Origin of the sequence: Sphingobium sp. V4, from assembly GCF_029590555.1 — a bacterium.
Classification (GTDB): domain Bacteria; phylum Pseudomonadota; class Alphaproteobacteria; order Sphingomonadales; family Sphingomonadaceae; genus Sphingobium.
Map to the genome: position 1 here is coordinate 1077506 of NZ_CP081001.1, position 16427 is coordinate 1093932.

The following is a 16427-nucleotide window of genomic DNA, read 5'->3' on the forward strand; positions in this document are numbered from 1 at the left end:
CGTGTAAGCTCCTCCTATAGCGCGACGATCTGGGTGAGAAGCTTGCGTCAATCAGGATGAGAACTGATCGTCGCGGTGTTCATGTGGTGCCTGCTTTGATTGACGCTGGCAAGCGCTACTCGGAGGTCTGATTGTCGGCGCGCGACATTTCCTCGGTCGACTTGATTGTCGCAAAGGTCGGTGGCCGGCCAGCGCGTGATTGACGCTGGATCGCGGAACGGCGGCGATAGCTTTCGACATTCATCTCGAAGATCGTCGCATGGTGAACAAGGCGGTCCACAGCGGCGAGCGTCATGGCGGGATCCGGGAAGACCCGGTTCCATTCGCCAAAAGGCTGGTTGGCGGTGATGAGCGTGGAACGGCGCTCGTACCGGGCGCTGATCAGCTCGAACAGGACGGATGTTTCGGCCTGATCCTTGGTCACATATGCGAGATCATCGAGCACCAGCAGATGATATTTGTCGAGCTTGGCGATCGCGGCCTCCAACGCGAGTTCGCGGCGCGCGACCTGGAGTTTCTGGACCAGATCGGAGGTGCGGGCGAACAGGACGCGCCAGCCATTTTCGATCAACGCCAGGCCGATTGCGGCCGCCAGATGAGTTTTGCCGCCACCCGGCGGACCGAAGAGAATGAGATTAGCGCCTTTTTCCAGCCAGCCATCGCCCGAACACAGCGCCGTGACCTGCGCGCGCGAGATCATCGGCACCGCATCGAAGGCGAAGCTGTCGAGGGTCTTGCCCGGTGGCAGGCGGGCTTCGCCCAGATGCCTTTCGACGCGGCGGCGATCCCGTTCGGCGATCTCATGCTCGGCAAGCGCCGCAAGCAGCCGGGCGCCGGGCCAGCCTTCCTTGTCGGCCCGCGTGGTGAAGTCGGACCAGATCAGTTTAATCGCCGGCAGGCGCAGATCGTTGAGGATAAGGCTGAGCCGCTGGGCGTCGATAGCGGGTGCACTCCGGCTCATGCGGCTTCTCCCGTCAGAAGATCATCGTAGATGGCAAGGGGGACCAGTTCCACAACGACATCGGGAAGCGCTGCTGGATCGGGTGCAAAGCGTTTCCGCAAGGCATCCATATCAGGCAGGCGGTCGGCGGCTATGTCGGCGGCCAGCAGTTCTGCGAGTTCGGCTTCGCAGGCCCGCTCATGCGCCATGGCCAGCAGTTCGACCATTTGCCGGCAAGCGACCCGATCGGGCAACGCGGTGATGAGCCGATCGAAGGTCTGTCGATAGGCCTCTCGTGGGAACAACTGGTCACGATAGACCAGCTTGAGAAGCGCCATGGGTTTGCGCCGCAGGCTATGGATGACGTGACGATAATCGGCCACATGGCCGTGCGCGCCGTTGTTGAGGGATCGTCCCCGCTGCAGCGTCATCAGGTGCGTGCCGCCGACGAAGAGGTCGAGCCGATCGTCGTAAAGCCGAACCCGTATCCGGTGCCCGATCAGCCGTGAGGGTACGGTGTAGAACACCTTGCGAAGGGTGAAGCTGCTGGACGAGGTGATCGTGACGACTTTCTCCACATAATCGCTGGTGCGGGCGTCAGGCAACGGCTGCAGTGCCGCGCGCTCGGCGTCGATGCGCGGGCCGTTGCGACGGTTCTTGCGGCTGACGATCTCGTCAATGAAGTGCCGGTAGCTCGCCAGATCATCGAAGTCCCGCGATCCGCGCATCAGCAGCGCGTCCTTTATCGCCGCCTTCAGATGCCCGTGCGGACTTTCGATCCCCCCATTCTCATGGGCAACGCCGCGGTTATTGCGCGTCGGCGTCATGCCATAATGTTCACACAGGGCGTCATAGCGCAAAGTCAGATCCTGCCGGGCATCGGCGTCCAGGTTACGGAACGCGGCCGACAGGCTGTCGCTGCGATGCTCGGTCGGGGCGCCACCGACCGCCCACAGCGCATTTTGCAGCCCCTCGGCAAGGGCAACATAGCTCTCGCCGCCCAGGATCACATGGGCGTGTTCGAAGCCCGACCACAACAGTCGGAAATGGTAGAGGCGGTGATGGAGCGGCACACCAGCGACCGTCACCTCCTCATCCTTCATCTCGGTGAAGTCCGACAGGCCGAGCCGCCCTGGCTCATGCGTCTGTCGGAAGATTACCTCCTGTTCGGGGCCGTGGATCGCTCGCCACGCCCGGATACGTCGTTCCAATGTTCGCCGGATGCCCGCATCGAGATCGGGATGTCGGCGCAGCATCTCTTCGAAAATGGCAACCACCCGGATACCAGGCGCCGCCTGGAGCAAGGGCACGACCTCTTCCTCGAATATCCCGGCTAATGGGTCTGGTCGCCGCCGCTCTCGCTGCGCCTGCCTCTGCGATGGAAGCCGAGGGTCTCCCTCGATGCGATATGCTGTCGCCGTGCTGATACCGGCCTTGGCCGCAGCCACCGGAACGGCATGGGTATGTCGGAGCTTCATGTAGAGCCTCATCTGATGATCGTTGACGTGGCGGCCCGGCATCCGCGGCATCCCCTCTCGCGAAGTTATGCCTCAAAGTACCTGACCGGCCGCAACCATCAGAAACGCCCCCGAAAAAGGGCGCCATCGCCACCTGCTGATCCGGCTCCGGGCTACGCCCTACGCCGGATCAGCAGGTGGCGATTCTCATCTTGATTGACGCTGCTCTCTCATCCTGATTGTCGCGCGGCATCCTCCGGCGCTTCTGCAATGCCGTAGCGCTCGAAATAGGAAGGCGCGCCTACCACAACCAGTCTCAGGTCGGGTCCGATCCGCACGGCGATCATGTCCTTGGCGAGTGCTTCGCCGATGCGCACGCCTGCGTCGAAGCGCTCATCGACAATGTCGGTCATGGCGGGATCCACACTCAGTTCGACCTGCACCTCTGGATATTCCGGGAGCCAATCCTTGATCATGGGCCAGAGCACCGACTCACAAGCATGTTCGCTGGCGGTGAGCCGAATGGTGCCCGACGGGGTCTTGCGAAGCGTCCCGACTGATCGGAGGCCTTCTTCAATATTCGCCAAGGCTGGCCCCAGCCTGTCGAGCAATCTGGCACCCGCCTCGGTCGGCGACACCTTGCGAGTAGTCCGGATCAGGAGCCGGATGCCTAAGCGCGTCTCTAAGCGACGAAGCGCGTGGCTCAGAGCCGACTGCGATATGCCTAGGCGAGCAGCGGCACGTGTGAAATTGCGTTCGTCCGCGATAACTGCGAAAACGTGTAAATCGTTAAGGTCGTCGCGATGCATTGATCATTGTCTCCGCAGGCGGTCTGTGTGGTAGGCCGATGTCCGTTCACTCTTGCACGATTTGAGGTAAAGGCTAACCATTCATGAATGCTGTGCATTACAGCATGCGGGCGTGTCCGCCTAATCCCAACAGCAACAAGTGATATATCCGCTCCGAACAAAGGAGCGTGATATGACCGAGCAGTATGGTTCAAATTCCACCACCGACGATGTGCTCGCCGGCATCGACTTGCGAGGCAAGCGTGCCCTTGTGACCGGCGTATCTTCGGGACTTGGCGTCGAAACCGCCCGCTCCCTGGTGGCGCACGGCGCCGACGTGATTGGTGCAGCACGAGACATCGCCAAAGCGAAGCAGGCCACGGACGCAGTGCGATCTGCAGCGGATGCCAGCGGGGGTAAGTTCGAACTGGTCTCGCTGGACTTGGCCGACCTTTCAAGCGTCCACGCGTGCGCTGGCGGGCTGCTCGCGACCGGTCTCCCCTTCGACATCATCATTGCCAATGCCGGCGTAATGGCGCCGCCCTTGGTTCGCACGGTGGATGGCTTCGAATCGCAGTTCGCCACGAATTATCTGGGGCACTTCGCCCTGGTGAACCGGGTTGCCCCCTTGCTGAGAGAAGGCGCACGCGTCGTAATCCTTTCCTCAGCGGCGCACCAGTTGGCCGACGTCGATATGGATGATCCAAACTTTCAGCGCACGGGGTATGATCCGTGGATTGCTTATGGGAGATCGAAGACGGCAGCGGCACTGTTCGCGGTCGAGTTCGATCGGCGGCATCGAGAGCGAGGAGTGCGGGCGGTCGCTGTTCATCCTGGCGCGATCCAGACCGGCTTGCAGCAATTCACGGACCCCGCAGCAGAGCAGGGCATCATCGATTCAATCAACGCCGCCAATGCCGCGGCGGGCCTACCGCCGTTCCGGTACAAGACGGTTCCTGAGGGTGCTGCGTCGTCGGTGTGGGCAGCAGCAAGGGCCGACGCTGAGGCCGTCGGAGGTCATTACTGCGAGGACTGCCAACTAGCCGAGATCGACGACAGCGAGGGTGTCCATGGCGGGGTCAAATCTTACGCATTAGATTCGCAGCATGCCCGCGCCGTGTGGACGAGGACCGAGAAACTCCTCAATGAACACTATTAAGAGCAAAGATGACGGCCGCGACGTATCGCGACCGCCAGACTCAGTTGAAAGGAAATAGCTATGAAAACACGCACTCTAGGAGCCAGTGGCCTTCGGGTCTCCGAGCTCGGCTTGGGCTGTATGGGTCTGTCGTTCGGCTACGGCCCGGCAACCGAGCCTGAGGATGCAATCAAAATCATCCGCGCAGCCTATGATTTTGGTGTGACCTTCTTCGACACAGCGGAAGCCTACGGTGCCGAAAACGAGGAATTATTGGGCGAGGCGGTTGCTCCTTTCCGGGACAGCGTCGTTCTCGCGACGAAGTTCGGTTGGAAGGACGGCAATACCAGGACGCGTGAGCTCGATAGCCGCCCCGAGCGCATCCGCCTCGTCGCAGAACAGTCACTTACGCGGTTGAAGACCGACCGGATCGACCTTTTCTATCAGCATCGCGTTGATCCAGAGGTGCCAATCGAAGATGTCGCCGGTACGGTGCGGGATCTGATTGGCGAAGGCAAGGTCAAGCATTTCGGGCTTTCAGAGGCCGGCGCCAAAACCATTCGCCGTGCCAATGCAGTTCAGCCGGTCACGGCGTTACAAAGCGAGTACTCACTGTTCACTCGTGATCCCGAAGCCGAAATTTTGCCCACGCTGGAGGAACTCGGTATTGGATTCGTGCCCTTCAGCCCGTTGGGGAAAGGCTTTTTGACCGGCAAGGTCGACGCTCACACCCGTTTTGCGGAAGGTGACATCCGCAACACCTTACCACGCTTTCAGGGCGATGCGCGCGAGGCAAACCTACGCCTCGCTGAAGCGATTGAGCAGATCGCTGCGCGAAAAGGTGTGACATGCGCTCAGGTCGCGTTGGCTTGGCTCCTCGCTCAGAAGCCGTGGATCGTGCCGATCCCGGGCACGACCAAATTGCATCGTCTCGAAGAAAACGTCGGCGCCATGGAGGTGTCGCTGAGCGGAAGTGAACTTGCTGAGATCGCGGCGGCGCTGGCCAGCACCCCGGTCGAGGGGCAGCGATATACAGAGTCTGGGATGAAGCTTGTCGGCCGCTGATCCCGTGCGCGCTGATCAATAATCGAGCGCTTGCTCTGGTTTGCGCGCAGTGGAGCCCGCCAAGTCAGTCGATTCTAATGCGGTTTGAGACACTCTCAAGGCAGATTAATGCCTGCGGATCGATCGTTGGTGGATGCCGCACGGTGTGCGAAAGTAGCCCTGAATATGGATTAGCGCCGTCGAGAGATGACTGTTCCGAGCGATCTTGACTATACACAAGCTGGCGAAAAAGAAGCCGTAGCGGATTTTCCTCGCGACACCGGTCCCGCAAAGCGGGACTCGTCGGACGGGTGCAGGCATAAGCGGTATTGCACAAGCTACCACATCCAGCAGTGAGAACCAGGTACCGCGGCGCGATGACAGCGTCCGGCAGTACCTGGTTCTCATGATCTGGTTATTTAAGGAGACGCTTGGCGAGCGTCATGCGATGCACTTCGCTCGGCCCCTCATAGATGCGCATAACACGAGCGCGCTGGTACATGAGTTGCAGCGGAAGGTCCTTGGTGAGGCCGAGAGCGCCGAACGCCTGAATCGCGTTGTCGATCACTTCCTGGGCGAGCTCCGTGGCGACGATCTTAAGCATAGATGCTTCGGTGCGGACGTCTTCGCCACGATCGGCCTTTGCCGCTGCATCTTCCAGCATCAGCCGACAGGCATGAATCTTGGTATACCCATCTGCGATCCACCACTGCACTGCCTGCCGGTCGGCAAGGGCTTGGCCAAAGGTGATGCGTTCCTTGGCATGCTCAATCAGCATCTTGAGTGCCCGGTCAGCCATGCCTATGGAGATCGCAACCATTTCGATCCTGCGCGAAACGAGGCGATCCTGCATCGCGGCAAATCCTTTGCCAACCGAGCCGAGTACCTGCGTGGCCGGTACCCGGCAGTCCTCGAGCACGACCTCATAGGTGCGAAAGCCGCCGAGCATCTTGATCTCGCGCTCGACGATATAGCCCGGAGTATCCTTGTCGATGATGAAGGCGGTGATGCCCTCATGTCGCTTGCCGTCACCGACGCGGGCCATGGCGATGGTGAAATCGGCGATCGGCGCACGGCTGATCCAGATTTTGCGACCGTTGAGAACGAAGTCGTCACCGTCCTGTACGGCCTTCGTGGTCATCATGGCGGGGTCGCCGCCCGCACCGGGCTCCGAGATGCAGATTGCCGATACGGTTTTGCCCTCGATATAGGGCGTCAGATACTTCTGCTTCTGCTTCTCCGTCCCGTGACGAGCCAGCATCACCAAATTGGGCGAGTCCGGCGGGAAGGTGAATGGGACCATCGTCCGCCCCAGTTCTTCCTGGACGCGGGCCATGACCGTCGCCGGCAAATTATAGCCCCCGAACTCTTCGGGCGCATCCAGGCCCCACAGGCCCAGATCCTTGGCGCGTGCAATCAGATGTTCCGATTCCTCGGGCAATAGCGACCAGTGGTTGCCTTCCGCTTCACGCGCCAGGACAGCGGGTTCCAACGGCAAAAGTTCGCTCGCCACAAATTTTCGGACGAGATCCACAATCATTTCCTGTTCTTCGGTCAACGCCATTTCATTTCCTTTTCGTTCGATGCTCGTCCCATTGTTCATCCGTCCATTGCAGAAGATCTTCGGCCCCGGACGTGCGAAGGTGGTGACCGCCATCGATCACCACCATTTCGCCATTGATGTATCCGCCCGCATCCGACGCCAGAAATGCGGCCAGGTTTGCTATTTCTTCATGTCGGCCAACGCGCCCCAGTGGGTTGTCATCCGATCCGTCGCCGGAGCCTTCCAATCGCGCCGCCGGACGGAGGCGTTCATAAGCACCCTCGGTCGGGAAGCGCCCGGGCCCGATCGCCACGCACCGGATGCCGCGCGGCCCCCATTCCACAGCCAGGCTGCGCGTCATGGCAAGCAGCGCGCTCTTGGCCATGGCAGACGGCGTAGTGAACGCGCGGCCCGTAATAACGGAAGTCGAGAGAATGGACAGCACGACACCGGCATGATCGCTTTCGATCCATCGCCTGCCCGCCGCAAGCGTCATGTAGAGCGAGCCGTGCAGCGTGATGCCGAGTACCGAGTCGGCCGCGCGCGCCGATAATTTGTGGCTCTGGGCTATGAAATTGGCGGCGGCATTGTTGATGAGCACGTCAACGGGGCGCTGCTCGAAAATTCGATCGTACATTCCTTCGACCGCTTCCGCGTCGCGAATATCGCAGACGTAACAGGTCACATCGATACCGAACTCCTGCCGGATTTCGCTCGCGGTTTCTTCGAGCACTTCCGCGCGCCGGCCGCAGATCACAAGGTCCGCGCCGAGCGAGGCGAAGCGGCGGCCCATGGATTTGCCGATTCCTGTACCACCCCCGCTAATGAGGATGCGCTTGCCGCGCAGAAGATCATTTTGGAATATTTCGTTCACTGGCCAATTCCCCTGAACCGCGGCGGGCGCTTTTCCAGGAAGGAGGAGATGCCCTCCTGGAGGTCGTCACTGCCGAAGCACTTAAACTGCTCGCGATCCGCGTTGACCACGGCCTGACCGAGCGGCCGTGATAGATCCTCGTAAATCTGGCGTTTGATAACCGCCATGGCACGAGGCGATGACCACGTCGCCAACTCTTCGGCCCGCTCGCGAACCGCTTCCTGAAAGCGCTCCGCAGGCAGGAGGTAGCCGAGTCCAATCTCACACGCCCTCTGGGCGTCGATGGCCTTTCCGGTGAGTAGCAGATCCATCGCGTTCATGGTTCCGACCAGCCGGGGCAGGAGCCACGACGTGCCATGTTCGGCAATCAACCCGCGCCGCACGAACGCGGTGTTGATCTTGCTGCCTTCGCAAATGAACCGCAAATCCGCGTAGAGCGCAATGGCAAGCCCGACCCCCGCGGCTGCCCCATTGATCGCGGCGATGATTGGCTTGGGCACACCCAGCAAATAGGAATATCGTTGCTCGAAGTCACCGGTCGGTGCATCGGCAGGAGGTGGCTCCCGCTTGCTGCGTGGGCCCGAAAGATCCGCGCCAGCGCAAAAGGCCTTGCCGGCGCCGGTCAGCACGATCACATGCGCTTCGGCGGTGCGCGCTGCTAGATCGATGAACTCGCGCAGCAGCTCTTCCATGGAAGGCGTCCATGCATTCAGTTTATCTGGTCTGTTCAGTGTGATGGTGGCAATCTTGTCGGTCAGATCAAAGAGAATCTCGCCAGCCACTTGATCTCTCCCAACGCATGTCCGCTAGCCCCTCGCAGTGCTCGACACAACCAAGCTTTGAATTTCAGACTCCAGGCCATTTGGACGCATTGCCGCCGTCCGTCAACCAACTATATGGTTTTGATCGCTGGCGGCGCTTCTTCGCTTGAGTTTTAGGAGGAGATCGCTCTATGGACGCTCTCAATTAATACGACCGGATGGTTGAGGTGGCGGCCGAACCGGGCGGCCGCGAAGAAAGGATGCCTAATGAACGAAGAAGCTACTCCTGTCCGAGTGCTGTCCGGTGTAAAGGTTTTGGATTTTGGCCGCTTCATCGCTGGACCGGCTTCGGCTGCCTTTCTCGGTGATCTTGGCGCTGATGTAATTCGCATCGACAAACTTGGCGGCGGCGAGGATCGGGGGATGACCCCGGTGACGGCGTTTGGGGAAGGAACGATGTTTCTTCAAAACAACCGCAACAAGCGATCGATTGAAATGGATATCGCTTCGCCGGAGGGGCGGGACGTCGTGCGCAGGATGGTGCAGGACGCTGACGTCGTAATCGCCAACATGCCGGAAGGCACACTGAAGTCACTCGGCCTCGACTATGAATCCCTGCGGGCGATAAATCCACGGATCATCGTGTCGACGTCATCAGCGTATGGGTCGGGGGGGCCGTATAGCAAGCGGATCGGCTTCGATGGCGTTGGGCAGGTGATGTCCGGTGCGGTGTATCGCAGCGGCACGCCGGAGCAGCCGGTGCGCGCCGCCGTGCCTTACGTCGATTTCTCGACTGCACTGAGCGGGGCAATGGCGGTGCTTGCCGCGCTTCTTCATCGCGAGCGCACCGGGGAGGGGCAGCATGTTGAGACGTGCCTGATCGGAACGGCTTTGATGATCGCTAGTTCGTTCCTGATCGAACAGGCGGCCCTTCAGGTCAATCGGCAGGCCACGTTGAATCGCGGGCAGCTTGGCGCTCCGGTGGACATGTTCCGGATGAAGGATGGATGGCTTCTGATCCAAGTCGCCGGTCAGCCCATGTACGAGCGCTGGTGCAAGCTTATCGGCGAGGACAGCTGGCGCACCGATCCCCGATTCGCGACGGATGTCCTGCGCGGAGAGCATGGTGAAATCATCAGTGCCCGGATGCAGCAATGGTGCGATTCGCGGACCAAGGCGGAGGCCATAGCGGACCTGGAAGCGATGAAAATTCCCGCCTATGCCGTCTATTCGCCGCAGGAGGCGCTCGACGATCCCCATATCCAGGCGATGGGGTTTCTCCAGCCGGTGGAATATCACGGTCTTGAAAAGCCGGTGCCGATTGCCGGACCGCCGTTCCGAATGTCCGCTACGCCGCCCACCATTCGCCGGAGTCCGCCTGCCAGCGGAGAGCACACGAGGCAGATTCTTGGGGACTTTGGCTATGACGAAGCGGAAATCGAGCGGTTGCATGCGGCGGGTGTCGTTCGATCTGCTCCGGTCGAATTGCGTGTGACCGCTTAACCGGCTTGCAAACCATAGAGTGGGACAACGACGCGCGGGATAAAGAGGAGAGGACCGACAGATGTTTCGAAGGAGTTGTGTCCCAGAGGGTGACGGGCTTGGCGCTGAGAGAACCGGAGGTTCGGGCAAGTCTTGCGCCAGCAGCTTGAAACGCCGGCAATGAGCTGTGAGGCCATTTTCGACCCTGGTCATCTTGTCTCATGCCCGGCACTCGAAACGAAGCAAAGCTACAGCACGCGTGATACGATCCTTTATGCGCTCGGGGTGGGGGCCGGTGCTACAGACCTCCCCGAGCTGCAATATATCTATGAGAAGGATCTGAACGCGCTCCCTACAATGGCCACCGTCCTTGCTCATCCCGGGGCGTGGCTCAGGGATCCCCTGTATCGAATAAATTGGCGCATGGTGGTTCACGGGGAGCAATCGTCGATATTTCACCGGGCCCTCCCGCTCGAGGGCGACGTTATGACACGCCAGAGTGTAATCAGCGTTCATGACAAGGGAGCTGGCAAAGGCGCACTCATTTATACAAGGCGCGAGTTGTTCGATGCCGTCGACGGTGAGCTGTTGGCGACGCTGATCCAGGGGAATCTTCTGCGTGGCGATGGTGGCCATGGCAGCGCAGGTGACAATACTGCGCGGTTTCCCCATGCCGTGCCGGTAGACCGCGAGCCCGATATCGTTCTGACGCTGCCGACCCGGGTCGAGCAAGCAGCGCTCTATCGCCTGCTGGGTGACTTTAATCCGCTGCACATCGATCCTGTGGCGGCCCGCACGGCCGGATATCCGGGACCCATCCTGCATGGATTGTGCTCTTACGGCATGGCGGCGCGCGCGGTGATTGCGACATTTTGTGACGATAGACCCGGCAGCCTCCGGAGGCTGGATCTGCGGTTTACAGGACCGGTGTTTCCAGGCGAATCGATCCGCTTCGACATCTGGGTCGAAGGACCCGGACGCCTCGCGCTGCGAGCCGTCGCACACGAGCGTGACCAGGTGGTCCTCAACAATGGGTACGCCGAGCATGACTGATGCGTCGCGCCCGGACATTTGCAAAGGAATTTTCGATGCGTGACGATGCCTGCCAGGCGAAATGGCTGACCGACGAAGTGCTGATGGTAGGTGAGACGGCTCGGCGCTTCTTCAACCAGGAATTTGTCCCGAACATCGATAGATGGCGTGAGCAGGGTGTGATCGACCGCAGTCTCTGGAAGGCTGCAGGAGACGCTGGATTGCTTGGCTGTTCCCTTCCCGAAGAGGTTGGGGGAGCGGGAAACAAGGCCTTTATGGCCATCACTCTTGTGGAACAGGGACGGGCGGGCGACGCCGCCTGGGGCATCAGCGTACATGATTATGTTTGCCACTATATCCTCGCCTTTGGCACCGACGACCAGAAGAAGCGCTGGTTGCCGCGGCTCATCTCGGGGGAAATGGTGGCCGCCATTGCGCTCACGGAGCCAGACGCCGGCTCGGACCTCAAATCTATTCGAACGACCGCCGTCGACGCGGGCGCACGTTATGTCGTAAACGGACAAAAGACCTTCATCACCAACGGGCAGACCGCCGACCTTATTTGCGTTGCGGTCAAGACCGATCCCGCTGCGGGGGCGAAGGGCGTTTCGTTGCTGATGGTGGAAACTGATGCCGCGCCCGGGTTTCGCCGCGGGCGCAAGCTGCACAAGATCGGGCTGCACGCGGCCGATACGTCTGAACTGTTCTTCGACGATATGGAGGTTCCGAAGGAAAATCTGCTCGGCGGGCGCGAAGGCGAGGGCTTTCGCCAGCTGATGGTCCAACTGGGCTGGGAACGGTTGTCCATCGCGCTGCGATGTGTCGGGTTGGGCGATTACGCCCTTCGCCACACCGTGCAGCATGTCACGGCGCGCAAGGCGTTCGGTGGGACGCTATTCGACTTGCAGAACACCCAATTCACACTTGCGGAGGCCAAAACCGATCTTGAGGCGATGCGGTTCTTCTGTTTCGGCGCTGTCGATGCGCTGCTTGCCGGCAAGCTGGACCCCGCGCTCGCCGCCTCCGCAAAGCTGTTTGCCACGGATCGGCTAAACGCTCTTGTTGACCAGTGTCTGCAGCTACACGGCGGCTATGGCTTCATGGATGAATATCCGATCGCTCGGTTGTTCGGCGATGCCCGGGCCGCGAAGATTTATGGCGGGTCCAATGAAGTCATGAAAATGCTGGTTGCGCGCTCACTTGTCACTGACTGAATATAATCCGGGGAGATACGAAATGAACATTAGGGTTGATCAGATCGATGACCACGTCGCGGTAGTTGAATTCAGCCAGCCTCCGCACAATTTCTTCAATCCCGACATGCTGTGGGACATCAAGGAAGCCTATAGGGAATTGGGCAACGATGGCCACACGCGTGCGATCGTTCTGGCCAGCGAAGGTAAGCATTTCTGCGCGGGGGCGAATTTCCGCAAGGCTCCCGCGGATCCGGCCGCTCCGCCGCCCAGGGAATTGCCCCACCTATATGATATCGCGCTTATGCTGCTTGAGCAGCCACTTCCGGTCGTCGCGGCCCTCCAGGGTGCGGTGGTGGGCGGCGGCCTCGGTCTGGCACTGAGCGCGGATTTCCGTATCGCCACGGCAGGCGCACGACTGACCGCCAATTTCGCGCGGCTTGGTTTCCACCATGGATTCGGCATCTCTGCCACTCTGCCGCGCGTTGTGGGTGCCCAGAAGGCGCAGGAACTGCTGTACACGGGACGGGATGTACTCGGTGACGAGGCGCTTGGTCTGGGTCTGGTTGACAAACTGGCTGAGCCCGAAGCGCTGCGGGAAGACGCAATCGCAATGGCGAGCGAATTGGCGCTGTCCGCACCGCTGGCGCTGCGCGCAATCCGCAAGACCATGCGAATGGGACTTGTCGAGGAAGTGCGCGAGGCGGTGAAAGTCGAGCTTCGTGAACAGAATATTCTGCGCGAAACGGAAGATTTCAAACTTGGTGTGAACGCAAAGCGAGGCGAAGTGCCACAGTTCGGGGGTCGGTGAGCTATCAGAAGCATTGGGACCATGGCTATGAATGAATTTGTCGATGCAATCCCCGAGACGATTCCGGGTCTTCTACGCTGGGGAGCGCAGCGTTGGCCGGAACGCCTGTTTGTAACCAATCCCGATGGCTCGGAATGGAATCGGAAGCAGGCGCTTGTGGAGGCGGAGAGCGCGGCCGCCAGTTTTTGCTCGCTAGGCATTGGCCGCAACGATCGCGTTGTGGTGATGCTGCCCAATAGCGCTGACTGGCTGCGCTGCTGGTGGGGGCTGGCGATGCTCGGGGCCATCATCGTCCCGTTCAATCCGGCGCTTCGCGGCAATATCTTCAAGGGCATTTTCCAGACCATCGATCCCAAGATGATCGTTGTCGAGCGCGGCGCTGAAGATTTGTTCGATGAGGAGCAACTTCGCCGGACGCGCTTTGTCGACGAGATTGTCGCGAAAAAGGCGCCCGCGTTAGAGACTTGGCCCGAGATCGACCCCGCCGACCCGGCGGCGATCATCATGACTTCGGGGACAACAGGGCCCTCCAAGGGGTCGCTTATGCCTAATCGCCAACTGACCCGCCAGTCCGGGTGGTTGATCGAAAAGGCAGGGGTAGGCGAGGACGACGTCTTCATGGCGGACATGCCCCTTTTCCATCTGAGCGGTCTTTCGCCGATCTCGACGACGATGGTCGCTGGCGGTCGTTTCGTGCTGAGGGTCGCGCCAGCGGTTTCGACCTATTGGGAAACGGCTCGCGATCATGGTGCGACCTGGAGTTACATCGTCGGTACCATGTCCGGCTTTCTGACGTCAAAGCCGGAACGTCCCGCCGAGAAGGAGCATTCGCTGCGCTTTGTGCTCGCAGCTCCGCTCCCCGCAGATATCGAGGCCTTTAAGGCACGCTTCAACCTCGGCGGGATTGGAAGCAGTTATGGCATGAGCGAAGCCGGCATTGTCGTGGTCCAGTCGCCATTTGAGCCGATGCGGCCGAATAGTGCGGGTCGCGGCCGCGAAGGTTATGAATTCCGGCTTGTCGATGCTGAAGGCAAGGATGTCGAGCTGGGGCAGCCGGGGGTGTTGCTGGTTCGATCGCTCATACCCAATCGCATGACCCTAGGATATTTCGGTAACGAGGAGGCGACGAGAAATCTCTTGCAGGATGGGTGGCTCAATACCGGCGACATCCTTTCGACGGATGAAGATGGTTATTTCTACTTCCAGGACCGTGCGAAAGACAGCTTGCGGCGCCGCGGCGAGAACATTTCGAGCTTCGAGGTCGAGCGTGAGGTGCAGTCCCACCCTGACGTGCAGGAAGCCGCGTGCGTTGCATATCCGAGCGAATATGGGGGCGATGACGAGGTCAAGGTGTTCGTCGTGCTTCGGGAAGATGCATTCATCGATTGGCCGGAGCTGGTCCAGTTTCTTGCAGCCCGGATGCCCTACTTCATGGTGCCCCGTTATTTTGAGCCGATCGATGACTTGCCGAAGACACCGACCAATCGGGTTCAAAAGCACCTGCTTCGGGAGAAGGGCAATGGACCCAGCGCATGGGACAGGGAAGCGGCGGGAATCATCATCGGCCGGGACGGAAAGGTCAAGCAGTCCGCTTAAACGGGCTCGTTTGAGCGGTGCGGGCTTCGCGGCGGCACATGCCCGATGGGGCAGGGATATCTTGGATTATGGGGAGGAATTATGGCGGAGCCACTTGGCGAGGATGATGTTAAAGCACTCCTTGATGAGTTGAAGCCGTGGCGGATAATACCGGACCGCCTTCGCCATTGGGCGAAGCTGAAGCCGGATGCGCGCTTCGTCCAATGTGAATCGCCATGGCTGACATTCAAAGAGTGCGATGAGCGTTCGGACAGGATCGCCGCGGGCTTCGGACAGCTGGGTATCGCGAAAGGTGATCGTGTAGCGGTGCTGCTTCCCAACCGGGTTGAAATGGTGCTGATATTCCTGGCTTTAACAAAGCTTGGGGCGATCATGGTGCCGCTCAATATCTTCCTGAAGGGCGAATTCCTAGCCTATCAGTTGCGGGATAGTGCTTCGAGAATATTGGTTACGGATGCATCGGGATCCCGCGCGCTGGCGGATGTTGCAGGTGGCTTGCCGGACTTGCGGGCTATCGTGCTGCTCGATGAAGGCAACGGCCAAGAGGGGCAAGAGAGTCCTGTCGTGGCGGACGGCGTCGCCGTCCACGCGTTCGCGACACTGTCCGCGACGGCTGAACCTTGTCCGGTTGTTGCGCTTACGATGCACGATATCGCGCTCATCATGTACACTTCAGGCACAACCGGATTGCCTAAGGGCTGCATGCTGAGCCACGGCTATTATCTGAGCCAGCCCTGGTCTGACATTCGCGCGGGGATGCTGCGGCCGGACGATGTGCTCTACTCGGCCATGCCGCTGTTCCACGCTGCGGCCGGCGTGCGTCAACTTGGCCAGGCGCTTCTTGTCGGCGCGCCAACCTGCTTTGACGCCCAGTTCAGTGCGCGCCTCTTTTTCTCGCGGGTGAGGGAAGTGGGCGCAACCTGGGTCAGCATGGTCGCAGCGATGGTCAAGGCTGTTCTCGCGCTGCCGCCGGAAACGGATGTCACCGACCACAAGGTGCGGTATGTCACCGCCAATGCGGTTCGCGCGGAAGATCAGGAACAGTTCGAGCAACGCTTTGGGCTCGTCGCAACGACCTTGGGATTTGGGCAGACCGAAGGCATGGCTTTTACGAAGGCGCACCTTGATCATGCCGCGCGTAAGCGAGGTACGATCGGGCACGCCGGATATTATTTCGATATAGCCCTGCTTGACGATGACGGATTCCCCGTGCCGACCGGCGAGATCGGAGAGCTTTGCGTCCGACCTCTCGAACCGGAGATGATGTTTTCCGGCTATTGGGGTAAGCCCGAGAAGACGCTGGAGGCGTTCGCGGGACTTTGGTATCATACGGGCGACCTTGCCTCGGTCGATCCTGACGGGTTTTGCCTGTTCCAGGGACGCAAGACTGATTCGATGCGTCGGCGTGGCGAGAATGTTTCCGCCGTTGAGCTCGAGGATGCGATCGGCAAATTCCATTCCGTGCATCAGGTGGCGGTTCACGCCGTGCCATCGCCGCTTGGGGAAGACGACATCAAGGCCTGCCTGATCTTGAAGGCAGACATGGATCTCGACATGGCTGCCTTTTTTGATTTCCTTCGGCGCAATGTGCCATATTTCGCCATCCCGCGGTTCGTCGAAGTGATGGATGCGTTTCCGCTCACTCCAACGACGGGCCGCGTGATGAAGCGGCTGTTGCGCGACCGGGGAGTGGGTGACGCAATCGACCTTGAGGCGATTGGCCTGATGGTCGATAAGTCACAAAGAAGGAGCTGAGCGAACGGGCGTC

14 protein-coding genes and 1 pseudogene are annotated in these 16427 nt (G+C 60.2%); 8 read left to right on the forward strand and 7 right to left on the reverse strand.

What is annotated here, in order from left to right; translation table 11 throughout:
• Positions 1-115 precede the first annotated feature (115 nt).
• From istB to K3M67_RS05645, 4 genes and pseudogenes are all read right to left on the reverse strand, one after another.
• The gene (gene istB, locus K3M67_RS05630) at positions 116-961 is read right to left on the reverse strand and encodes an IS21-like element helper ATPase IstB (protein WP_285832536.1); all 846 of its coding nucleotides are present in this window, start codon (positions 959-961) and stop codon (positions 116-118) included.
• Positions 958-2460, reverse strand: coding sequence for an IS21 family transposase (gene istA, locus K3M67_RS05635; RefSeq protein ID WP_502958892.1), 1503 nt, complete (start codon positions 2458-2460; stop codon positions 958-960). Before istA ends, istB begins: the two co-directional genes overlap by 4 nt.
• A gap of 167 nt (positions 2461-2627) precedes the next feature.
• Complete coding sequence (locus K3M67_RS05640) at positions 2628-2984, reverse strand: LysR substrate-binding domain-containing protein (protein ID WP_285832894.1); 357 nt, start codon at positions 2982-2984, stop codon at positions 2628-2630.
• A 42-nt stretch (positions 2985-3026) separates the two neighbouring features.
• Positions 3027-3206: pseudogene (locus tag K3M67_RS05645) on the reverse strand (helix-turn-helix domain-containing protein); the annotation flags it as partial.
• A gap of 172 nt (positions 3207-3378) precedes the next feature.
• On the opposite strand from K3M67_RS05645, the gene K3M67_RS05650 reads away from it, so the two are divergent.
• Positions 3379-4344, forward strand: coding sequence for an SDR family NAD(P)-dependent oxidoreductase (locus K3M67_RS05650; RefSeq protein ID WP_285832537.1), 966 nt, complete (start codon positions 3379-3381; stop codon positions 4342-4344).
• A 60-nt stretch (positions 4345-4404) separates the two neighbouring features.
• Positions 4405-5388, forward strand: a complete 984-nt coding sequence (locus K3M67_RS05655; RefSeq protein ID WP_285832538.1) for an aldo/keto reductase — start codon at positions 4405-4407, stop codon at positions 5386-5388.
• Between the two features lie 394 nt (positions 5389-5782).
• On the opposite strand, the gene K3M67_RS05660 is transcribed toward K3M67_RS05655, so the two are convergent.
• The 3 genes from K3M67_RS05660 to K3M67_RS05670 are packed head-to-tail and all read right to left on the reverse strand — an operon-like array spanning position 5783 to position 8566.
• Positions 5783-7024 carry an acyl-CoA dehydrogenase family protein gene (locus tag K3M67_RS05660; RefSeq protein ID WP_285832539.1) on the reverse strand — a complete coding sequence of 414 codons (1242 nt, stop codon included), beginning with the start codon at positions 7022-7024 and terminating at the stop codon, positions 5783-5785.
• Positions 6933-7784 carry an SDR family oxidoreductase gene (locus K3M67_RS05665; protein WP_285832540.1) on the reverse strand — a complete coding sequence of 284 codons (852 nt, stop codon included), beginning with the start codon at positions 7782-7784 and terminating at the stop codon, positions 6933-6935. Before K3M67_RS05665 ends, K3M67_RS05660 begins: the two co-directional genes overlap by 92 nt.
• Positions 7781-8566 (reverse strand): enoyl-CoA hydratase-related protein, encoded by a 786-nt coding sequence (locus K3M67_RS05670; protein WP_285832541.1) that lies wholly within the window; start codon positions 8564-8566, stop codon positions 7781-7783. The genes K3M67_RS05665 and K3M67_RS05670 overlap by 4 nt, the downstream gene beginning before the upstream one ends.
• Before the next feature lie 246 nt (positions 8567-8812).
• On the opposite strand from K3M67_RS05670, the gene K3M67_RS05675 reads away from it, so the two are divergent.
• From K3M67_RS05675 to K3M67_RS05700, 6 genes are all read left to right on the forward strand, one after another.
• Positions 8813-10048 carry a CaiB/BaiF CoA transferase family protein gene (locus K3M67_RS05675; protein ID WP_285832542.1) on the forward strand — a complete coding sequence of 412 codons (1236 nt, stop codon included), beginning with the start codon at positions 8813-8815 and terminating at the stop codon, positions 10046-10048.
• Positions 10049-10180: 132 nt separating this feature from the next.
• The gene (locus K3M67_RS05680; RefSeq protein WP_285832543.1) at positions 10181-11080 is read left to right on the forward strand and encodes a MaoC family dehydratase; all 900 of its coding nucleotides are present in this window, start codon (positions 10181-10183) and stop codon (positions 11078-11080) included.
• Between the two features lie 35 nt (positions 11081-11115).
• Positions 11116-12273, forward strand: coding sequence for an acyl-CoA dehydrogenase family protein (locus K3M67_RS05685; protein ID WP_285832544.1), 1158 nt, complete (start codon positions 11116-11118; stop codon positions 12271-12273).
• 22 nt (positions 12274-12295) lie between these two features.
• On the forward strand, positions 12296-13063 hold the full coding sequence (locus K3M67_RS05690) for an enoyl-CoA hydratase/isomerase family protein (protein ID WP_285832545.1): 768 nt from the start codon (positions 12296-12298) through the stop codon (positions 13061-13063).
• Positions 13064-13090: 27 nt separating this feature from the next.
• Complete coding sequence (locus tag K3M67_RS05695; protein WP_285832546.1) at positions 13091-14659, forward strand: AMP-binding protein; 1569 nt, start codon at positions 13091-13093, stop codon at positions 14657-14659.
• An 81-nt stretch (positions 14660-14740) separates the two neighbouring features.
• Positions 14741-16414 carry an AMP-binding protein gene (locus tag K3M67_RS05700; protein WP_285832547.1) on the forward strand — a complete coding sequence of 558 codons (1674 nt, stop codon included), beginning with the start codon at positions 14741-14743 and terminating at the stop codon, positions 16412-16414.
• The last annotated feature ends 13 nt before the right edge of the window (positions 16415-16427 follow it).

Excerpts from the sequence above, each read along its gene's own strand:
- K3M67_RS05700 (WP_285832547.1), top strand. The coding sequence starts at position 14,741 with ATGGCGGAGCCACTTGGCGAGGATGATGTTAAAGCACTCCTTGATGAG.
- K3M67_RS05655 (WP_285832538.1), top strand. The coding sequence starts at position 4,405 with ATGAAAACACGCACTCTAGGAGCCAGTGGCCTTCGGGTCTCCGAGCTC.
- K3M67_RS05650 (WP_285832537.1), top strand. The coding sequence starts at position 3,379 with ATGACCGAGCAGTATGGTTCAAATTCCACCACCGACGATGTGCTCGCC.
- istA (WP_502958892.1), bottom strand. The coding sequence starts at position 2,460 with ATGCCGGGCCGCCACGTCAACGATCATCAGATGAGGCTCTACATGAAG.
- istB (WP_285832536.1), bottom strand. The coding sequence starts at position 961 with ATGAGCCGGAGTGCACCCGCTATCGACGCCCAGCGGCTCAGCCTTATC.
- K3M67_RS05695 (WP_285832546.1), top strand. The coding sequence starts at position 13,091 with ATGAATGAATTTGTCGATGCAATCCCCGAGACGATTCCGGGTCTTCTA.
- K3M67_RS05690 (WP_285832545.1), top strand. The coding sequence starts at position 12,296 with ATGAACATTAGGGTTGATCAGATCGATGACCACGTCGCGGTAGTTGAA.
- K3M67_RS05660 (WP_285832539.1), bottom strand. The coding sequence starts at position 7,024 with ATGGCGGTCACCACCTTCGCACGTCCGGGGCCGAAGATCTTCTGCAAT.
- K3M67_RS05675 (WP_285832542.1), top strand. The coding sequence starts at position 8,813 with ATGAACGAAGAAGCTACTCCTGTCCGAGTGCTGTCCGGTGTAAAGGTT.
- K3M67_RS05685 (WP_285832544.1), top strand. The coding sequence starts at position 11,116 with ATGCGTGACGATGCCTGCCAGGCGAAATGGCTGACCGACGAAGTGCTG.